General features: G+C 37.9%; 14 protein-coding genes, 2 pseudogenes and 1 riboswitch. Of the genes and pseudogenes, 4 read left to right on the forward strand and 12 right to left on the reverse strand.

What is annotated here, in order from left to right:
- Window positions 1-242 precede the first annotated feature (242 nt).
- A complete protein-coding gene (locus AC5JMK_RS02405) occupies window positions 243-3,374 on the reverse strand; it encodes an MFS transporter (RefSeq protein WP_495909301.1) in 3,132 nt (1,043 codons plus the stop codon).
- 506 nt (window positions 3,375-3,880) lie between these two features.
- Here AC5JMK_RS02405 and AC5JMK_RS02410 point away from each other — a divergent pair.
- Both AC5JMK_RS02410 and AC5JMK_RS02415 read left to right on the forward strand, forming a co-directional pair.
- On the forward strand, window positions 3,881-4,084 hold the full coding sequence (locus AC5JMK_RS02410) for a high light inducible protein (protein ID WP_495909302.1): 204 nt from the start codon (window positions 3,881-3,883) through the stop codon (window positions 4,082-4,084).
- Between the two features lie 75 nt (window positions 4,085-4,159).
- Window positions 4,160-4,369 carry a chlorophyll a/b-binding protein gene (locus AC5JMK_RS02415; RefSeq protein WP_096675743.1) on the forward strand — a complete coding sequence of 70 codons (210 nt, stop codon included), beginning with the start codon at window positions 4,160-4,162 and terminating at the stop codon, window positions 4,367-4,369.
- Window positions 4,370-4,534: 165 nt separating this feature from the next.
- Here AC5JMK_RS02415 and AC5JMK_RS02420 read toward each other — a convergent pair whose 3' ends face one another.
- The 7 genes and pseudogenes from AC5JMK_RS02420 to AC5JMK_RS02450 all read right to left on the reverse strand — a co-directional run.
- Window positions 4,535-5,659: a sensor histidine kinase gene (locus tag AC5JMK_RS02420; RefSeq protein ID WP_495909303.1), complete on the reverse strand. Its 1,125-nt coding sequence runs from the start codon at window positions 5,657-5,659 to the stop codon at window positions 4,535-4,537.
- 136 nt (window positions 5,660-5,795) lie between these two features.
- Complete coding sequence (locus tag AC5JMK_RS02425; protein ID WP_495909304.1) at window positions 5,796-6,293, reverse strand: Rab family GTPase; 498 nt, start codon at window positions 6,291-6,293, stop codon at window positions 5,796-5,798.
- Window positions 6,294-6,302: 9 nt separating this feature from the next.
- Complete coding sequence (locus tag AC5JMK_RS02430; protein ID WP_495909308.1) at window positions 6,303-8,114, reverse strand: OmpA family protein; 1,812 nt, start codon at window positions 8,112-8,114, stop codon at window positions 6,303-6,305.
- Between the two features lie 173 nt (window positions 8,115-8,287).
- On the reverse strand, window positions 8,288-8,890 hold the full coding sequence (locus tag AC5JMK_RS02435; protein WP_096675740.1) for a hypothetical protein: 603 nt from the start codon (window positions 8,888-8,890) through the stop codon (window positions 8,288-8,290).
- Window positions 8,891-9,163: 273 nt separating this feature from the next.
- On the reverse strand, window positions 9,164-10,501 hold the full coding sequence (locus AC5JMK_RS02440) for an SLC13 family permease (RefSeq protein ID WP_096675739.1): 1,338 nt from the start codon (window positions 10,499-10,501) through the stop codon (window positions 9,164-9,166).
- A gap of 316 nt (window positions 10,502-10,817) precedes the next feature.
- Window positions 10,818-11,447 carry a universal stress protein gene (locus AC5JMK_RS02445; RefSeq protein WP_495909309.1) on the reverse strand — a complete coding sequence of 210 codons (630 nt, stop codon included), beginning with the start codon at window positions 11,445-11,447 and terminating at the stop codon, window positions 10,818-10,820.
- A 319-nt stretch (window positions 11,448-11,766) separates the two neighbouring features.
- A pseudogene (locus AC5JMK_RS02450) lies at window positions 11,767-11,970 on the reverse strand (nitrate ABC transporter permease); the annotation flags it as partial.
- A gap of 103 nt (window positions 11,971-12,073) precedes the next feature.
- Window positions 12,074-12,214, reverse strand: a riboswitch (cyclic di-AMP (ydaO/yuaA leader).
- A gap of 235 nt (window positions 12,215-12,449) precedes the next feature.
- Between AC5JMK_RS02450 and AC5JMK_RS02455 the strand changes: the two are divergent.
- Window positions 12,450-13,349, forward strand: a complete 900-nt coding sequence (locus tag AC5JMK_RS02455) for an amino acid ABC transporter substrate-binding protein (protein ID WP_096675737.1) — start codon at window positions 12,450-12,452, stop codon at window positions 13,347-13,349.
- 329 nt (window positions 13,350-13,678) lie between these two features.
- On the opposite strand, the gene AC5JMK_RS02460 is transcribed toward AC5JMK_RS02455, so the two are convergent.
- The 4 genes and pseudogenes from AC5JMK_RS02460 to AC5JMK_RS02475 form a co-directional block, all read right to left on the reverse strand.
- Window positions 13,679-14,977, reverse strand: a complete 1,299-nt coding sequence (locus tag AC5JMK_RS02460; RefSeq protein ID WP_495909305.1) for an SLC5/6 family protein — start codon at window positions 14,975-14,977, stop codon at window positions 13,679-13,681.
- Window positions 14,978-15,234: 257 nt separating this feature from the next.
- Window positions 15,235-15,435: pseudogene (locus tag AC5JMK_RS02465) on the reverse strand (IS1634 family transposase); the annotation flags it as partial.
- Window positions 15,436-15,930: 495 nt separating this feature from the next.
- Window positions 15,931-16,158 carry a hypothetical protein gene (locus AC5JMK_RS02470; RefSeq protein WP_096675734.1) on the reverse strand — a complete coding sequence of 76 codons (228 nt, stop codon included), beginning with the start codon at window positions 16,156-16,158 and terminating at the stop codon, window positions 15,931-15,933.
- Entirely contained in the window at window positions 16,148-16,630 is a 483-nt protein-coding gene (locus AC5JMK_RS02475; RefSeq protein ID WP_495909306.1) for a PIN domain-containing protein, read from the reverse strand. Before AC5JMK_RS02475 ends, AC5JMK_RS02470 begins: the two co-directional genes overlap by 11 nt.
- A gap of 189 nt (window positions 16,631-16,819) precedes the next feature.
- On the opposite strand from AC5JMK_RS02475, the gene AC5JMK_RS02480 reads away from it, so the two are divergent.
- Complete coding sequence (locus tag AC5JMK_RS02480; RefSeq protein ID WP_495909307.1) at window positions 16,820-18,742, forward strand: heavy metal translocating P-type ATPase; 1,923 nt, start codon at window positions 16,820-16,822, stop codon at window positions 18,740-18,742.
- Window positions 18,743-18,847: the final 105 nt, after the last annotated feature.

The following is an 18,847-nucleotide window of genomic DNA, read 5'->3' on the forward strand; positions in this document are numbered from 1 at the left end:
TTTCTCATGATGTAATCTCTTTGTACTTCAATTTGAAGTGCGGAATGTGGGTTTTTAAGAAGTAAGAAGTAAAAAGTAAAAGATAATCCCCATAAATAAATTTAGTATCTATAGGATTCCTATAGGATCGATACATAAGCATCCAAATACTACTTGGAAAAATTAAAAAAGCCTCTCAATCTTGAGAGGCTACAGTAGGTTTAGCGGAGACAACTTGTAAACTTGTAATTACTTTTGTGAATCTACCAAACTGCGATCGCTGCTACTGCTCCGGAAATTGCAGAGAATATAGCCGATACTAAGGCTGTAGCGAATAACCACCAGGCTGCTGATGCGGCTGCTTTGCGGGTTTCTTCGGCTTGCTTTTGGGCTTGGTGCTTCACTTCTTCTAAGCGTCGCTGTGCTTCTTGTTGCAGCCGTTCTGCTCGTTGTAAAACAGTATGACGCGCTCGTTCGACTTGGTCGATGATCCGATTTGCATCTTCTTCTGAGATATCCTCACGAGAACTCATGACTGCTACCAAGGTTTCGCGATTGAAAGAAGACAGGCGATCGCGTAAAGCATCAAACCCAGCTTGGGGATCATCAAATAATGTACGAACATCGCGCTTAATACCATCATAATTCAATTCGGGACGTTCTAGAGAGTTAAGATAACTACGGATGCGAGCAAAAATTGAGTCAATGGTGTCTTGAATGCGTCGTTGAATTGCTCGTACTTGCTCTACAAAGGAATCCCGTACAGAGAATATAGTATCAGCAATCCGCGCGGCTTCTTCGTCACTTAAGTCTTCGCGCAGTTTCAGCAATGTGACAATTGTAGAGCGGTCAAATTGAGCTAGGCGATCGCTCAAACTGTCCATACCTACACGCGGATCATGCAATAACAAATACAAGTCGCGTTTAATACCTTCTGGGTTGAGTTCCTCTTTGCCACTGCGGCGCAAATATTCTTCCAAATAAGCTTGGAATGTTTCGACTCTTTGTTGTGTTCGAGCCGCTAAACGACGAGGTGAGCGGATGACATTGCGAATCGTGTCTTGAACAGAATCAATGACTTGATTAACTTGTTCTTCGGATAAATCTTGACGCTGACTCAGTAATTTTACTAAAGTATCTCTGTCTACCTGAGACAAGCGGCGACGCAGAGCGATCGCTCCTTCTCTAGGATCTTGCAACAGCCGATTCAAATCCCGTTGAATACCTTCGGGGTTGAGTTCATTTTTGCCAGTGTTCCGCAGATAATCGGCGATGGTAGTTGTAACTGAGTCGTATTGTTGTTTCGCTCTATCAGCTACAGCTTGCGGTGCGTGGCGAACGCTATGCCAAGAATCTTCAACTGTGCCAATAATTTGATTAGCTTGGTCTTCGCTTAAGTCTTGGCGTTGACTCAGCAATTTGACTAAAGTATCCCGATCAAAACGAGACAGACGCGCCCGCAGCGCTGCAACTCCAGCTTGTGGATCTTGCAGCAGTCTTGTTAACTCGGCTCTAATTGCGTTGGGATTTAGTTCTTCTTTGCCAGTATTACGTAGATATGACTCTAAATTTAGCCACAGCGTTTCGGCTTGATATTTGGCTTGATCTGCTAGTCCTTTGGATTCAATCAGGACGCGATCGCGCTGTTTTTCCAGTTCATTGAGAATTGTCTCTGCTTCTTCTGGATAAATATCATTCCGTTCTAGCAGTGTTTCTCGCATTTCTTGACGATCTAACAATGCTAAACGGCGAGACAGAGTTTCATAATCTGCGTCGGAGTCTTGCAACAGGGGTTTAAAGTTCTGCTCAATTCCCTCTAGAGTTAATTCTGATTTGGGAGTGACGAGTAAATAAGTTTCAACTCGGCGTTGCAAGTCCTGTAAAATTTCTCTTTCTTCTTCAGCAGTGACTGTCACCAAGACATTTTGCCGAACAGCTTCTAACTGAGAGACAATACGTTGAATTTCTGCCTGAGTTAAAAGACCACGCTGTTGCAGGATATTAGCAAAATCGCTGCGAGACAGTTTTTCTAATTCCCGGCGCACTGTTCCAGGATCAGCAGCAGGATCGTAAATCACATCACGAAAATCCTGGGCTATTCTCTCTTGACTTAACTGCCAAACATAAGTATTCAACAGGTAGTTTTCTACATCCGCACGAATCGGACTGTAAGGTTGCTTTGGTGTCGGTAGTCCTAATTGATCTGCTTTTTCACCAACTTTATCTTTGGCTGTAGTTAAAGCACCCAAGATTTTTTCGACATCTAAATCTGACAGATCAGTCCGTCCCAATACAATCCCACTCAAAGCTGTTATTCCCTGTTGTAATGTTCGCTGAATCGGTCCAGGGGTCGCTTCTTGGGCTGCTTTTTGATCTGCTTCTTTCGCAGAACGCATTTCCGCCATTAGCTGATCGAGTTTGCGATTAAGTTCGTCTGTGTTCGCTTGTCCTGGCTGGAGTGATTTAAGATAATCAACCAACTCAGCCATTTTATCTTGGGAGGGAGTTTGACTTACTACTTGTTGCCAAACACTGTACAAGGTATCGGCGATCCGGTTAGCATCACGCTTCGATAGGTCGGTGCGACTGCTGACTAAATCGATAAATTTTTGGCGATCAATATTGCGAATATCGCCTGAAGTAGCTATTTCTCTGACTTGCGGATCACCCAACAATCTTTCAAAATCACCGCGAATCTTGGTTAAGTCTAGTTCCGGTGGACGTACCATTTCTAGATAATCTTCGACTTTTTCGCGGACACTGGTAGGGTCGATCGCACTACCCAATTCCCGGCGAACAGCTGCTGCGGCGGCTTCGGTGGTGGCTACTACCTGCTGGTTTATAGCCTTTGCACCCAAGGCGGCGGTGGCTGTTCCCATTATTGCTTGAAAGCCGGAAGTTGCAGTGTTAACTACATTACCAATTAAAGAACCGACTGTGGTCGAACTCACCCAGACTAGCAATAAGAAGTATGCGCCCCAAATTACTAAACCGAGAGTTGCGCCTAGTCCTGGACTAAAAATCACCAGACTCATTTTGACAGCCAAAAAGCAAGCGATCGCTAGGGCGATCGTGACTGTAATTAAAGTCCAAATTCCAACTGCTGTACCAATTTTGCGGATAGTTCCCCCAAAACTGCCGACTTCCTCATGATCTGAATTTGAATCAGATGGACGTCCTAAATAGGAAATACCTGCTGCAACTGAAAGGTTAGTTAATACTAACTGAAACGCAAAAGCTAGGATTACGCCGGAAATTAAAGCAGTAAAAAAACGTGGACCTGAAATAGCAACCGATGCTTGTGCTGGTGAGATTCCTTGTGGCTCCACTGTCACCTGCGCTATCCAAAATAAAGACTGGTAGAGTTCCAGCGTTGTTACCGTACTCTGAAACATTCTATTTTTTTCCTCTATGTTTTAGCTATGTGGTATAAAAATTTGCTAATTACTTTTACATCTATATCATTCGCCATACACAATTCCTTAGCTCAGAATCGTGGAATTTAGGCTATTACAGCATCCGCCCCAGGTCTGATACTATCTACTGCGTTAGATATAAGTTTTTATCACTAATATTTCAACTTGCAATTATTGAGATTCTATCAGTGTTATCACTTAAAGTCTCGTTAAGTTTAATATTTGTTTAGATATAAAAAATTTTCACCCTCTTAGGGTGTATTTTCGCATTCAAAAACAGATTGAATAATCGTCCATTAGGAATGCTTAGAGTTTGTAACCATAGGAATACAGCAAGCTAATAATTCCTAGCTAAAGTAAACATATGTAACAAACAGTTGGAAAACACAAATTAGTTATTAGTTATTCAGCTTTAAAAATTATCAATTACTAATAGCTAATAACCAACAAAATTAAGCAATCATAGAATAATTTTGGAGACAAAAATGGAAACTCGTCCTTCAACAGATTTATCACCAGTTGCTCCAGCATATAACGGCAAAGATCGTAATGCTTTTTTATTTGGCTTAAATCCCCAAGCAGAATTATGGAATGGCCGTTTGGCAATGATTGGTTTTCTTGCTTATTTGATTTGGGATTTAGCTGGTTATAGTGTGTTGCGTGATGTTTTACATATCGTTGGTTATTAATGTCAACAATATGTAACGATGCAATGATGTGATGCACTTTTATTGAACAATATTGGTTTTAAAGGAGACAAAAAAATGGAAACTCGTGAAAAACGTCCTTCTACAGATTTACCAACAGTAGCTAATGCTTACAATGGCGTTGATCGTAACGCTTTTATCTTTGGTCTAAATCCCCAAGCGGAACTATGGAATGGCCGTTTAGCAATGATTGGTTTTCTTGCTTATTTGCTTTGGGATTTAGCTGGTTATAGCGTGTTGCGTGATGTTTTACACTTCATAGGTTAGTAAAAAGTTAAAGCTATAGCTCCCCGACTTCTTTAAGAAATCGGGGAGCTAATTCTCTCAATTTTCACAATTCATTTAGGATTGCTATATTAGGATGTGTTATTAATATCTGTAAAATGCCATTTTTTCTAGAGATTGGTGCATTACGGTATTACTAACGCATCCTTACTCCTGATTATTTGGTTTCGGTTTTAATAGCCTAAACCAAAACTGGGAACCTCCTTGCTCAAGAGGAATATAGCCAATTTCCCCACCCCAACGTTCTACTGTAATTCTGCAAAAGTATAGTCCCAGTCCAACTTTACCTGATTTTCCAACTTGGGAAAACTTATTAAAAAGATTTTTAGTTTTTTCTGCTGGGATACCAGCACCTTGATCATCTATAGTCACAAAAATACTATTTTCTTCTTGCTGTAAACTAATTGTAACTGCGGAGTTCATTGGACTATAGCGAAAAGCATTTTCCATCAAATTTGCAATAATCCTATTCAAACGTGATTTATCACCTACAACCCTCCAATCTGCTGTTATATCAACATTATTCGCAAGTTGTAAGTTTACTTTATTCAGTAAAAAAGTGGGTGATAAAAGTTGGATAACTTCTTGTGCAGAAGTTAAAATATTTGGAGCTAGATCGGCATCTACAGTAAAAGATTCTAGAGAATTTACTTCGGCAGAAAATGCATATAAAATATCTCTAATTAAGATTTCTTCCTGAAGTGTTTGTTTTTTTCCAATTTCTAAATACTCTCTAGCTTTTGGTGTTAAATTTTCAGTTTCTAACAGCATCAAACAGCAATTAATTCCACTTATGTGTCCAGCGATATCATGTATAATACAGTGAACCAAAATATCTTTTTTTTGGTTTTCTTTCATGATGTACTGGTAATTGAGTTGATTCTCTCTAGCTTTTTGAATTAGGTTTATTTTTTCTTCATATTCTTCCTCTAATAATTTGATTAATAATATTTTATTACTTTTCACGCAAATTGCTGTGGCTTCAAAATGATCTTCTTTGCCAGATAAATCTAATTGATACCAGATACCTGATTTTAATTGATTTTTGTCATTTTTGTTCCATAGCTCTTCAGCATCTATCAGGAAATTTTCTAAAAAGGGAAACTCTTCTTCTGGGATAAGTATTTGCATTCCAGATTTAACTTGATGAACACAAAATCTTTGTAACCAGCCTGGTGGAGTTCCAGTAATTCTAAAGCGGCCAAAGTTTAATCTCTCCAAAACTAGAGTATCTAAAGCAGCAAAAATATCTGCTGTAATAGAGTCGCTCATGATATGCACAATTTTGTTAAATGTATTTGTGATTAAATATTATTAATTTTATAATTGCTTAAAAATGGACGTTAATAAATTATAGATGTTTATTTATTTTTTTGTTAATTAACTATATCTTAGTTTAACTAATTACCTATATTTCTAAAATTTTATTAGCAAGGATTTGGAAAGATTCTTCGACACCCAAACCTGTCTTCGCACTCGTTTTAATGACAATCCAACCCCTTTGCACAACTTCGTTAATTTCGGCATCACTAATTTCCCATTCTTCTATTAAATCCCACTTATTCAGTATAAGTATAAATGGTACTATTCCAATAGTATTTTCGACTTTAATTTGTAAGTTGAAAGCTTTTTCCAGAGTATTCTTTCTCGTTCCATCTACCACTAATAAATATCCTGATGCTCCACGTAAGTATGACATCCGTACTTTTTGAAACTCATCTTCTCCATATAAATCCCAAAGAATAAAATTTAGATCTTGTCCTTGAAGATTGACTGTTTTTTTATCAATTTTTACACCGACTGTTGTTTGATACTTCTCAGAGAAAATACTGTGAACAAACCTTCCTACTAAACTAGTTTTACCAGTCGCAAATGCACCTACCATACAAATTTTTTTTTGCAGCATAAGTATCCTTTAGTTACGGGCATCAATTAAGAATACCTTAAAAGATACCCTACGATTAATTTGTTGGTTTTGTTCTGTAATTCCTGTGCTTGAAGATTGACTTGACCCTACACCCACGGTGCTAAAATTACTTGTATTGATACCTTGGGAATTTAAGTAAGCGATAATCTTACTAGCACGGGCTTGACTGAGTATTATATTTCTTTGCTCTGTTCCAGTGATATTTGTGTGTCCTATGATTTCAAAACGCACATCTTTACCTAAAGACTTGGCTACACTGAATAATTTTTTAATTGCGGATACTATATTTGATAATTTATTACTTTCACCTGGTAACAATTCAGTACTTCCCTCAAGAAAAAAGAGTTGATACTGCTCAATTTTTTGTTTATATAATTGCAATTCTTGTAGTTCTAATTCAAGTAAATTTTTATCAATGTATTGAGTGATACCAGGAATCAAACGCCAAGATTTTTTTGCTTCTAAAATCCATTCACGTGGTGCATTTCCCGTAGCATAAAGAATACCATTTTGATCAACTCTGAATGATACAGTTTTGGGAGCTTGCAGTAATTCTGCGGCCCTTTTTGCTATTATTTGCGGTTCAAGAGATACATAAGGTTGCCATTGACTGATAACTGTCTTAGAATTAATGTTCGCTTGTTTCATTAGTAAATACGGATCTGTAGCTAAGGGATCGCGCATTCCAGAAATAAAATTTTTTGCATATCCCTTCTTGGCTTGAATCACAACAATCCCAGGCTGAGAGTTGAGTTTTTCTAGATATGCATTCCAACGTAATTGTTCTCTAAAGCTAAAAAAGCTCCACATTCCTAGTGCGATCGCGATCGCACTAAAGAAACTCCATGCATAGATATATTTTTTCTTGGATGGAACTTTGTACCTTGCTTCTAAACATTCCTCTAGATAAGCTTTACTAATACTAAATAGTTTTGTTTCACCTGTAAAATCATGAAGTTCTCTATGCAATTTTAGGTGAATCTTTTCTATTGCGTTTTGAAAAACTAATCGTAGTTCTTGAGGAGCATTTCCTCGAATTATACCTGCTAATACTGCTTGTGGTCCTTCCTCAATCCATATGGTGAGTTCCCCAAACTGCAAACTTTGTAAAGCTTCATCTTTTTTGACATTGAAAGAGTCTTTGACAAAATCTTGAATCGCCGTCAACATCGCTGAAACTAAATCAGGATCTTGAGCAGCTACTTGTGGCGCTAAAATATGTTGCAGCAATAATCCAGTTTCTTTGTGAATTAAAAATACTTCTTCTACTCGATAAATCAGGGTGCGTAGTAGAACAACTTCAGCAAAAGTCTTCCCCGTCTGTCGTGCTTCTAGTCTCCACTTAAAACTTTGTGGTGACATACTGTGTTCTAGTGTTTGATTTAAAGATTGAATCATTTCACCTAGAACTGTGCTAATCGCCTTACGAGTAGCAGGGCCAATTATGGGAAAAAATGCTTCCGAAAGAACATTCAAATCTTGCTTAACAGAAGATTGAATTGCTTTTTCGACTGTGGGAACCATTGCTTCGGCTAATTTTTCATCTTGCAGTGTTCCCAAAATTACAGCTTCTGGAAGCAAACGACTAATATCTTCTGCTTGAATTTGAGGATTTTCTAATCGCTCGTATAGTTTATCAAGTTGTGCAGTTTCTACCCCTAATAGTAAACTGCGGAGTTCACTGAGTTCATTAGTAGCTTCTCCACGATTGTTGTTTATAGGTAATGTTTCATGAGGATTCTCATCATTAGAAACTTCGGGTGATTTGTACGTTAATTCATCAGGGTAATATTCATTCATTGCCAAAATTATCCAACTCACGATCTATGTTGAGTTGCATCTTTGTGAGAAATTTATTGGAAATTGAGGTTAGCAACTAGAAAGTAGAGACTAGTTAGTGATTAGTGGTTTTTTAGCTTTGTGTTCTCTACTTTGTCCCCCATGTCTTTCTTGTCTTTCTTGTCCCTTCATCTCTACTGTCGAGAATTCAGCCGTATGGCTAATTCTGTAAACATCGCTGCAAGAGTGGAACGATCTGTTTTTTCTGCACGTATTTCTTGAGATTCTTGTTGGAGTAGCGCTAAAATCTCTTCGTATTTTTGACGAATGTCATCCTGTAGGGTTTGAGATTGATTAAGAAGTTGTTCACGTAATTCACGTGTTTTTGTCGCTGCTTGTTCATCAAATTGAGAGAGTTTTCTTTCTATAGAAATATTGATTCCTTTTTGCTCTTCGCTGAGTGTTGTGATGGCTTCCTCTCGTTTGAATTGTTCGCTTTTTAGCTGATCATTTACAGCTTCAATTTCATTTTTTATATAATTTTCTAAATAGTCTAAACGTTTTTTGGTTTCATCTCGTAAGCTAGCACATTCTTTGATTAAACGGTCTTCTAGACGCGTAAACTTTTTTTCGAGTTCTCGCATCTGACCACCAAAAAGAATATCTCTGACTTTATCTAAACTGTTAATGTCGCCAAAGCTATTACTTATTGCAGACTGATTTATGCTTGGAACTAAACCACCTGGGGTTGAGTCTGCAAAATTATGATTAAATTTTTCTCCTTCCATCGAACTCATATTTTTAATCCTTGCTAGGTTGTAAGTTAGTTTAGCTTCTAGTTTGTTATATGTTAAGACAATTTATTATTCTTGCCTTAACCTTGTTAAAGTATTACTTTCTAGAGTAGCATCCTCGGATCAAGCAATATATTGTATTTCTAAAAGCTGGAAATATATATTAACGTAATATGGTTTCTCAATAAAGAAAAACAAAAAGGAATATAGTCACGTGAATAAACTGGGAGTTTAGAAGCCCTGTGGGTTCTGTGAAGCAGTATAGTTCTAGGAGTACTAGAGTAAAAAGCGAACCAGCACATACACTGATGCGGTACATAGTTGCAATAGCATAACAGGAATTCCGTAGTGCAGAAAAGTTTTGAAGGAAATACGGCGTCCATGTTGTTCAGAAATCCCGGCTGCTACGATGTTAGACGATGCACCGACTAAAGTTCCATTGCCTCCCAAAGTAGCACCAAACATCATTGCATAAAAGAGTGGTAAGACTTCTGGTGGAAGCTGTCCTTGAAAGTCTGGTGCGAGAACTTCTGCTGGCGCTAATCCAACATTGACAAGGTATTGTTTGAGTAAAGGAACCATTGCTACCACTAAGGGAATATTAGGAACTACGCTAGACAATAGCCCAATTAAAAATATTAAGCTCAGTGAACCTAAGAGAATATTTTTTCCCAAAATAATTGCTAATACTGCTGATAAACCGTTAATCACGCCAGTTTTTTCGAGTCCTCCAATTAGCACAAATATACTCATAAAAAATATCAATGTACTCCAATCAACATCCCGCAAAATATTATTAACAGAATCTATTTTGCTTTGATGTGACAAAAGCATTGCTAAAGCTGCTCCGAGTAAAGCGACAGCAGCTGGTGAAATCGGTACTGGAAGAGATTCTCCGATCACAAAAAACACTAATACAAGAGCTACAATTAATGCTCCCAACGATAAAACACGTGGATGATTAATTTGAGGAAGTGGTAATTGTTCTAAATTTTCTAGTTTTTTATGCCAAATTTTGCGAAATAAAAATGGCAAGATAGCGATCGCAGTCATAACAGCGATCGCTCCACCCAAACTCAAGCGCCATAGATAATCTGTAAAGCTAAGATTGATAGCTTCACCTACAATAAATGTTGCCGGATCACCTACTATCGTGAGCAATCCAGAACTATTAGCAATGAACACCATTAGAATTAATAATGGTACAAAATTGACTCCAACTTCTTGAGCCATTGGCGGAATTAATGGAGCTAATAGCATCACTGTTGTAGCATTTGGTAAAACGGCACAAATAGGAGTAGTAATCGCCACAATACCTAGTAACAGACGTTTACCTTCTCCTTTTGCTAATAGCACCATTTGAGTTGCTAAATACTCAAATATTTTTGTCGGTTCAAATGCGCGAACCAATACCATCACACCAAAAAATAAACCAAGTGTGCCGTGACTTTTGCCTATATAGCCAATAGCTTCTTGTAAAGTCATGACATTGGTAAATACTAATAACAAAGCACCTAACAATGCTGCAATTGTTAGATGAATCCACTCTGTCATGATCAAAAAAATGACAGTAATAAAAGTAAAAATACTCAAAATCTCTTGCCAGCTTTCCACAGATTACTCCTGGATTAAGTATGTCGGCACAAATTAAGCTAATTTCAGTTATCAGTTGTTTATTCTATTTGATGTTTTATTAGTACTTTTTGAGTTGGGAGCATCCCAAATGTTATAAAAAACTCGCCTACGATTTAAATCGCAGTCTCATAACTAAAGTCTTGCTCAAGCAGACTGTTTGATTTATTTGAACTGTGAAGCTAGGATAAAGTATCCCAATAAAAAATCAAAAATACTAATTGTATAAGCTTGTAGAGAGTGCAGCAGAGGCGTAGTATTTGCTTATTAATTAACACTTATTACAAGCTTATAATTTTCATTCTTCGTCAATACAAGTGGGTATACCCAGTACCGGACAAGGAAAATTAGAACCAAGTTTTTGCACAATTGGATGTTTGGCTGATTTACAGCCTAAAAATAATATAGTTGCTGCTTCTGATGCAACTACTTTATTTAGTTCATCAGCTACGCAGCCAAACCGCAAATGAGCTTTAAAATAACTCTGCCATTCTTCAGCAAGACAACGTGCTTGCCATAATATTCTTTCTGCTTGTGCAAATTTATTTGTTTGAGTTAAGACAGGAGTTTGAACATTTTTTGATGGTAAACTAATTGGGCAATAATTTGGAAACTGCTCAAATGATTGACTTGTTTGAAATTCCTGTGCTGGCAAAATATAAAAAAAATCATTTGTTTGGTATTCTTCTAACACGTAAACAGCTTGAACTAGAACATGTAATTTTGTCGCTAAACGTGTTTGATGAGCAATCAACAAGCTAATATCTAACGCGGTGTGGCTATTAGGAGAACTATTATAGCCAACTATAAAATTGATTGATTTTGTGGATTCAGGATGTTCTGAGAAAGATGTTATTGAGTTACAGTGCAATAACATTTGCTCAATTAAGTCATCTCTATTGATCGCGTCTTGCAAACGCACTAACATGGGTTTGATATTCACAGCATTCACTTCTTTGCAATCAAAATTGGATGTTACTAGTTGGTACTTTATTGTTGTTAGTTACTTGTTAGTTGGTAAAATTTACTTATTCTAAACAACAAATAACAGTCAACAAAGTACTAAGTAGGTCGGCATAAATAAAGCTAACTCATGAGGATCGTCATTTGTCATTGGTAAGGGTTTCAGCGATTTTAGATTTCTTAACATAGTGATGCTTATTTTCGCCGACTTACTTATCTACTATTTTCTATCTACTAACAAATAAGTATTCATCAGTAGTAAAATTCTGAGCTAGGAAATTTAAGTCCAAATTAGCAACGAATACTTCTGGCGATGTTGGCATCAATTCGTAGTTAGCCAATGCAATCACCCACCACAACAGGATAATTCACAAAAATCCGACAACAGGATACAAGATTACATCCTTGAGAACAAAAGGTTTTGCCTTTTTTCCATCAGTTTGGCTAGCAACTGCAAATATTGCAGCCAAATTTAATTGAAAGATCATAGATGCAACCTCAACAGAGTCAAGTGCAGGTACAAAAAATCTGAGCAGTACCAGCCAAGGAAGCTGATGAGGTTTAAACATTGAAATAATGCTCTGTGCCTCTTCAGTCTCCTCTCAATGCCTACGAAGTTAGCTGACGGGCTAGGACTGAGAGATGTCCTTCTCATTTGAGATATGCCCCAAAATATGGTTCCTCCGCTCCAGCGTTAGCGTTGTCATTCGCTAGATTAGGCTGACTTACTCTACTTTAAGAAAATAAAGTAACATATATTTTTTGATATTGTATATCAATCTTAAGGTAAATATGATGATGGAGTATTAAGTTTATTGTTACAAAGTTAATTTATCAAACTTATAAGCAGAAATTTAATCCGTAAAAACTACGTTGACAAAGCCAAGTAAGAAAATAAATTGACTTTACTACTTTTGAACATCCTTGTACAATATGCCGACAAAAAGCAATATTTGCAAGATTGAAGATGTATAAAAATCTGGCGGCGATAACTACCTTGAGTTTCTTGTTGACAACATTCACACCTGCGGTTGCTAAAGCCGAAACAGTGATGGAAAAAGTAGCACGGACAGGAGTACTAACAGCAGGTACTAGCAAAGATGCAATTCCTTTTGCCTATACCAGTAATCAGGGACAATTGGTTGGTTATTCCGTAGATATGTTGAATCTGATTAAAGAACAGTTAGAAAAGGAACTGGGAAAAAAAATTCAATTGCAATTGGTAACAGTGACACCAGGAGAACGGATTCCGAAAATTCTAAATGGACAAGTGGATATTGTTTGTGATGCTAGCAGTTTTACTTGGGAACGGGATAAAAAAGTAGATTTTTCACTGAGTTATGGTGCTACTGGTACTCAATTATTAGTAAAAAAGGGAAGTAATTTGGGTTCTCCTCAGTCTTTAATCGGTAAACGTGTTGGTGTACTGAGCCAAACTACCAATGAATTAGCACTCAAGCGAGTTCAACCCCAAGCAAAACTAGTCTTATTAAAAGATCGGGCAGCAGGATATACTGCTTTGCAACAGGGAAAAATTGATGCTTTTGCATCAGATAGCATCCTATTAGAAGGATGGTTAGGAACAACGAAAAACCCAGATGCTTTTCAAGTGGTACCAGATCGCCCTTACTCTAGAGAAGGTATTGCATGTATGGTTCCTGAAAATAATTCTAGATTCCTCGACTCAGTTAACTATACTCTCTACAAGTTCATGCAAGGATTCGTAGATAGTGACAAACGAAATGTTACTATCTTTGATCGCTGGTTTGGTTCTAATGGCGTAGTTTTTCTGAACAACGATTTACGCGATTTAGCAGTTGAAACCATGCAAATCATGATTGAATCCCGCGAAGAGATTCCTAAGTAGATAAGTAAGTCGGCACAAATAAAGCTAACTAGTTGGGATCGTTATTTGTCATACTCTACCTTGAAGCCGAAGAAGGCGCGTCTATGTCATTGGTTATTGGTTAGGCTTTTAGACATGTTTACTTTTCGTAACTCAGTTATGTTTATTCCCACCGACTTACTTAATGGGTAATGGGTAATGGGTAATTGGTTTACCCATTAGACCTCTTGCAAAAGTCGAATGAACCCCCCTCAATCCCCCCGTTCACGGGGGGAAGATTTAGTTCCCTCCCCGTAAACGCTTAGGGTTAGGGTGGGGTAAAAATATTTTTGCAAGAGGTCTATTACCCATTACAATTTTTCTTCTATATCGGCTGTGGGAAAATATTTGTCTATTGCCTCACCGAGAAACAAACTTAAAACTCCCAGTAAAATTCCTATTCCCATAATGCTCAATTCAACACTACTAAAAAGTGCAGCACTGGGGTAAATAAAAGTTAAAGCAAGCATTAAAAAACTTGAGATACTACTTGCAAGCAAAGATAGCCTCACACTAACTTTAGAGAAGGTGTAATATCCTGTTTGAGAAAGCAGGTAGGCAATAAAAGGAACAAGCACTGCCCCTACATAGGCTGCATAAAAAGCTACTATTAGAAAGACAATCTCACCACCTTTGAGGGCAACAATTAGACTCAACAAAGCATTTGTAATTGTAATCAGCAACCGACTATACTTGGACGCAGGCAGAATGTGGAAATCCAAGATAGTTTTGGTTTGCATCTGTAATGTACTGCTGCCAACACCCAAGGCTGGAACCAATAGAGATGCCATCAGGATAATACCCAAAGGCTTATCAGTTCCACCACCAATCCATGACAGGATAAAGGGAAGCGTTTGTTTACCATCAATACCAGCAGGCAAAATTCCTGCCTTTAGGGCTGCTACTACAACAGAGGAAGGTAATAAGGCGAGTAAAAACAATGAAATTGCTGCTAACAGACAGCCTCGATACACATTCGCCACATCTTTTGTTCGGACAATAAATTGCTGATACCTCATGTCTACGAGAAGTAGGAGGATTGTAGATAGCGAAATGCCCAGTTTTGTTGTTGAACTTACAACTTCAAGTGAGGTAGTGAACTCCAAAGGCGATCGCACATAGTCAGGTATTGCGTGCAACACCCAAAGTCCATACAGCAGAGATAAGAAATTTAGAACCAGTAGCCCTCGAAGTATCCAGCTAGCTTTTTCGACAGGTAGCAAAGAAATAATTGTAACTAAAATAGCCATTCCCAACATTGTGGGTAGCGTCGATATTCCCAATACCTTGAGGATGAATGCTCCAGAAATCAACTGGACGGCTGCGATCCCAATCAGAGACGCCCACGACATCAATCCTACAAAGATTTTTACCTTATTCCCATAGTAGGAACCGAGCAAAGTCCAGATTTGCTCGACTTTTGTCCAATAAAACTTTGCCAGTCCCATCATCGCAATGGTACCCAAAGCAATGCAGACGGCGTAAAGACTACCAGCTATACCCAAAGTCAATGATTGTTCAGCAGTTCCCAAAATAAACCCCAAGCCGTAATGGGCGGACACCAACAAAGCCGCTAGCGATAAGGCGTCCAGTCTCCGGTTTTCACTCATATTGGCATTAAACTTAGTTGAACTTATTTATATCCCACATTCCGCACTTCAATAAGTAGCATGGGTAAACTACATAAACAGAAAATGCGCTCATGAGAATTTGAACAATCAAGTAACCAGAAAAATAAATAAATTATCCACATCCAAATTCCAGCTTTTTTACACCATAAAAAAGCTTGTTATTCAACAATATTTAATTAGGATTTTGCAATCAGTTAGGGAAACATCAGATTAAGCAATACTGAAGAGCCGAGAGTTCAAAACTCAGATAATAAGTAATACTTTTGACAAGCTAAAGGCAAAAATGGCAGGATTCGACAACGAAAATCCGTTAAGTTCAGAATCCTCCGCCAACCTTGTGCAATCATCAAGTGAATCCCCTGAAAGCATTGAAATATCCAACGCAAAGTGGGGGATTGTGTGTCTTTGTTTAGTTGATTTTTCACTGTAGTTTTTTGGTGCTATGATTCCTAAGTGATCCAAGTTTTTACTTTCAAACTCTAGAGTTTGGTAATTCATTTTTTTGGTAACTTTACTTAATTCCGGCTAATTTTTACTCATTCTCCCATCTTTTTTCCGGCATTTACTATCAATACCATGAGGATTTCAAACAGTTAGTAATGTTTGTCATACTGTCTATATTAATTACTCACTAGTTTATGTGATTATATTTAATTGAAATTGTATCTCTTAGTACTAGGATATGTGCTACAAAATGAAGTGCGGAATGTGGGTTCAATGGAAAGCCGATTGATTTTGATGCTTAATTAATGCGCTCGCTACAGCTACAGCTACAGCTATAACAATGTCGTTTCAGGAGTCGAGTGATGACATACTCAAAGTATCTATCGATAATTTTCGTAAGTCGAGCGAGTATGCCTTCATTTCTATTTGAGTAAAATGCACAACTTATCTCTCAACTGTACCTCACTAGACCGGGAAACGCTATATTATCATTTTGGCGATTCTTTAAGAACAGAATCTTGATAGTCTTTAATTTTTTCATACAAACTATCAACAGTTTCTTGGGCAAACAGTTTTTCTTTCAGTTGTAAATAATCACCTTCGCCTAGTTTACAAGCTGCCCAAAATTTCATTACTTTCGATGGCTCTAGATGTGTGAGTAGAACCTGCATTGCTTCTTGTAAATTTTGCTGTTCGTTAATAACTTTAATTGTCATCTTCTATCTCCAAAATAAAATCAGTTGGGTTGATTACTTTAAGTGATAAATCTTGACAGCGATTGATTAATCTCTTATCGCAGGTGATAAAATAATCACTTTGAGAAGCTTCGGCACAAGCAATGTGGAGAGCATCAACGGCTTTAATTCCTTGTTGTTCTAGTTGTTTTGCTCTCCCCCTAATATTTTCATCTACTAATACTCTCAATGTAGCTATTTGTAAGTATCGCTCCATTGACTTCTGGTTTACAGAAAAAGGATTACGGCTATTTTCATATTCTAGAACTGAAGAACTAACTAATTCTACTAATTTTGCTTCGACCATTTGCAAAATTAAGATGACAGCTTGTGTTTCTAAAAATATTTTTGGCTGTGTTTGGTCATCAAAGGGGCGGTTATAAATACTTGTGTCTAAATAAATCCTGGTCATGTGTTGGCACTTGGCTAAGGTATCTTCTCTAGCATTGGGCATTATAGAAAGGTTTTCAGGACATAGTGCAGCTTTTTACAACATTTTGGTATAATGCCAAACTCGTATAGATGATTGTGTAGACGTGGTACATATAGCTATTAATTAAGTAAAACTTATCAACTAAACAATCTTGACATTAACATTAATGTCAAGGTTTACCGTAAGAGAGTCAATACTAATTCGACTCTCATGCTTTATCCAGAACGGTTGCATCAACTTACTAAAGAACATGCAGATACGGTAGCAGCTCTCGTGTGTGGGTTGTTTTTATTTTGTGGATGGTTCGCCTTACACCTTGGCTTTTTAGGATGGGCGCTGTTGCTATTACCCATCGCCTATGTTATTGGTGGCTACGAAAGCGCCCGCGAGGGATTCACAACCCTGATCAAAGAGAAAGAACTAGATGTAGATCTGCTAATGATAGTAGCGGCGCTTGGTGCAGCTGGGCTAGGTTTATGGCGAAGAGAGTATTACTTAATCATCGATGGGGCTATTTTGATTCTCATCTTTGCTATTAGTGGCGCCCTAGAAGGTTATGCTATGCGGCGAACTGAACGCAGTATCCAGAGTTTGATGAGCTTAACACAAGATACAGCAACAGTTGTGCGTCAAGGTAAAGAAGAATTAATTGCGATCGCGCAGTTGCAATTAGGAGATGAAATCATCGTCAAGCCAGGAGAATTAATTCCCACAGATGCAGTAATTCTGGAAGGATACAGTACTCTCAACCAAGCTGCAATCACAGGCGAGTCTTTACCTGTTGAAAAAACAGTCGGTGATGAAGTATTTGCAGGTACGCTAAACGGCTATGGGGCGCTGAAATTAAAGCTGCATCAACCACCGGAAAGTAGTTTGATTCAACGGGTAATTCGTTTAGTACAGCAAGCACAAACACAAACACCTCCTTCTCAACAGTTTATTGAACGATTTGAACGAGGATATGCACGAGTAATTGTGATTGCTGGAGTATTGCTGTTGATTTTGCCACCATTCCTTTGGAATTGGGACTGGGAAACAGCGATTTATCGTGCTTTGACTTTTTTGGTGGTGGCTTCTCCCTGTGCATTAATGGCTGCAATTATGCCAACACTACTATCTGGGATTGCTAACGGTGCAAAACAGGGAATTTTGTTTAAAAATGGCTCTCAATTAGAAATGGTGGGGAAAGTACGAGCGATCGCTTTTGATAAAACAGGTACTCTAACAACAGGAGTTTTAGAAGTATGTGAAGTGATTTCCATAAGTGAATGCACAAAAGAATATGTACTAAATATTACTGCTTCTATAGAATCTCGTTCCGAACATCCCCTTGGTGAAGCAATTGTCAAAGCAGCAAAAAACTTAGATTGGACAGCCGCAACAGAAGTACAAGCTTTCCCCGGACAAGGAATTATAGGTATTGTAAATAACCAAGAAATCATCGCCGGGAAAGATAATTTTGTCCAAAACTATGTTGTTGATTTACCTCAAAACTTAATTGAGATAGCTACCAAGTTTGAGTTACAGGGGAAAACAGTTGTTTGGATAGCACAAAAAACATCACAGCAACATCAAGTGTTAGGTATTATAGCTATTGCTGACACAGTGCGATCGCAAGCAGCAGCAACTATTTCTCATCTGAAAAAATTGGGAATTGAGCAAATAGTCATGTTGACTGGAGATAATCAACAGACTGCTGAAAGTGTAGCGCGGGAGTTGGGAATAGATCGAGTATATGCAGAGTTACTACCAGAAGACAAACTGCATGTAATTCGTCGCTTACAGCAAGAGTATAAAACAGTCGCCATGGTAGGTGATGGTATCAATGATGCACCAGCTCTAGCTCAGGCGTCTGTAGGTATTGCCATGGGGACAGCAGGAAGTGATGTAGCATTAGAAACTGCGGATATTGTCTTGATGGCAGATAGATTAGAGAAAATCGAAGTAGCAATGCGCTTAGGAAAAAGAGCGCAAGCAATAGTCAAACAGAATGTTACTATTGCTTTAGGATTTATTCTTTTACTATTAATTGGCAACTTCTTGGGTGATATTAACCTACCTATCGGTGTAGTCGGACATGAAGGATCTACTGTGTTAGTTACCCTGAGTGGTTTACGATTGCTGAAAAACTGAGTATTTGTTGATTGGAACAAATAAATCAAGTTTTGCGACTCGTAAATCAAGTTTTGCGACTCGTAAATCAAGTTTTGCGACTCGTAAATCAGGTTTTGCGACTCG

The sequence above is a fragment of the Pelatocladus sp. genome (assembly GCF_059505505.1).

Excerpts from the sequence above, each read along its gene's own strand:
- AC5JMK_RS02405 (WP_495909301.1), bottom strand. The coding sequence starts at position 3,374 with ATGTTTCAGAGTACGGTAACAACGCTGGAACTCTACCAGTCTTTATTT.
- AC5JMK_RS02410 (WP_495909302.1), top strand. The coding sequence starts at position 3,881 with ATGGAAACTCGTCCTTCAACAGATTTATCACCAGTTGCTCCAGCATAT.
- AC5JMK_RS02415 (WP_096675743.1), top strand. The coding sequence starts at position 4,160 with ATGGAAACTCGTGAAAAACGTCCTTCTACAGATTTACCAACAGTAGCT.
- AC5JMK_RS02420 (WP_495909303.1), bottom strand. The coding sequence starts at position 5,659 with ATGAGCGACTCTATTACAGCAGATATTTTTGCTGCTTTAGATACTCTA.
- AC5JMK_RS02425 (WP_495909304.1), bottom strand. The coding sequence starts at position 6,293 with ATGCTGCAAAAAAAAATTTGTATGGTAGGTGCATTTGCGACTGGTAAA.
- AC5JMK_RS02430 (WP_495909308.1), bottom strand. The coding sequence starts at position 8,114 with ATGAATGAATATTACCCTGATGAATTAACGTACAAATCACCCGAAGTT.
- AC5JMK_RS02435 (WP_096675740.1), bottom strand. The coding sequence starts at position 8,890 with ATGAGTTCGATGGAAGGAGAAAAATTTAATCATAATTTTGCAGACTCA.
- AC5JMK_RS02445 (WP_495909309.1), bottom strand. The coding sequence starts at position 11,447 with ATGTTAGTGCGTTTGCAAGACGCGATCAATAGAGATGACTTAATTGAG.
- AC5JMK_RS02455 (WP_096675737.1), top strand. The coding sequence starts at position 12,450 with ATGTATAAAAATCTGGCGGCGATAACTACCTTGAGTTTCTTGTTGACA.
- AC5JMK_RS02460 (WP_495909305.1), bottom strand. The coding sequence starts at position 14,977 with ATGAGTGAAAACCGGAGACTGGACGCCTTATCGCTAGCGGCTTTGTTG.
- AC5JMK_RS02470 (WP_096675734.1), bottom strand. The coding sequence starts at position 16,158 with ATGACAATTAAAGTTATTAACGAACAGCAAAATTTACAAGAAGCAATG.
- AC5JMK_RS02475 (WP_495909306.1), bottom strand. The coding sequence starts at position 16,630 with ATGCCCAATGCTAGAGAAGATACCTTAGCCAAGTGCCAACACATGACC.
- AC5JMK_RS02480 (WP_495909307.1), top strand. The coding sequence starts at position 16,820 with ATGCTTTATCCAGAACGGTTGCATCAACTTACTAAAGAACATGCAGAT.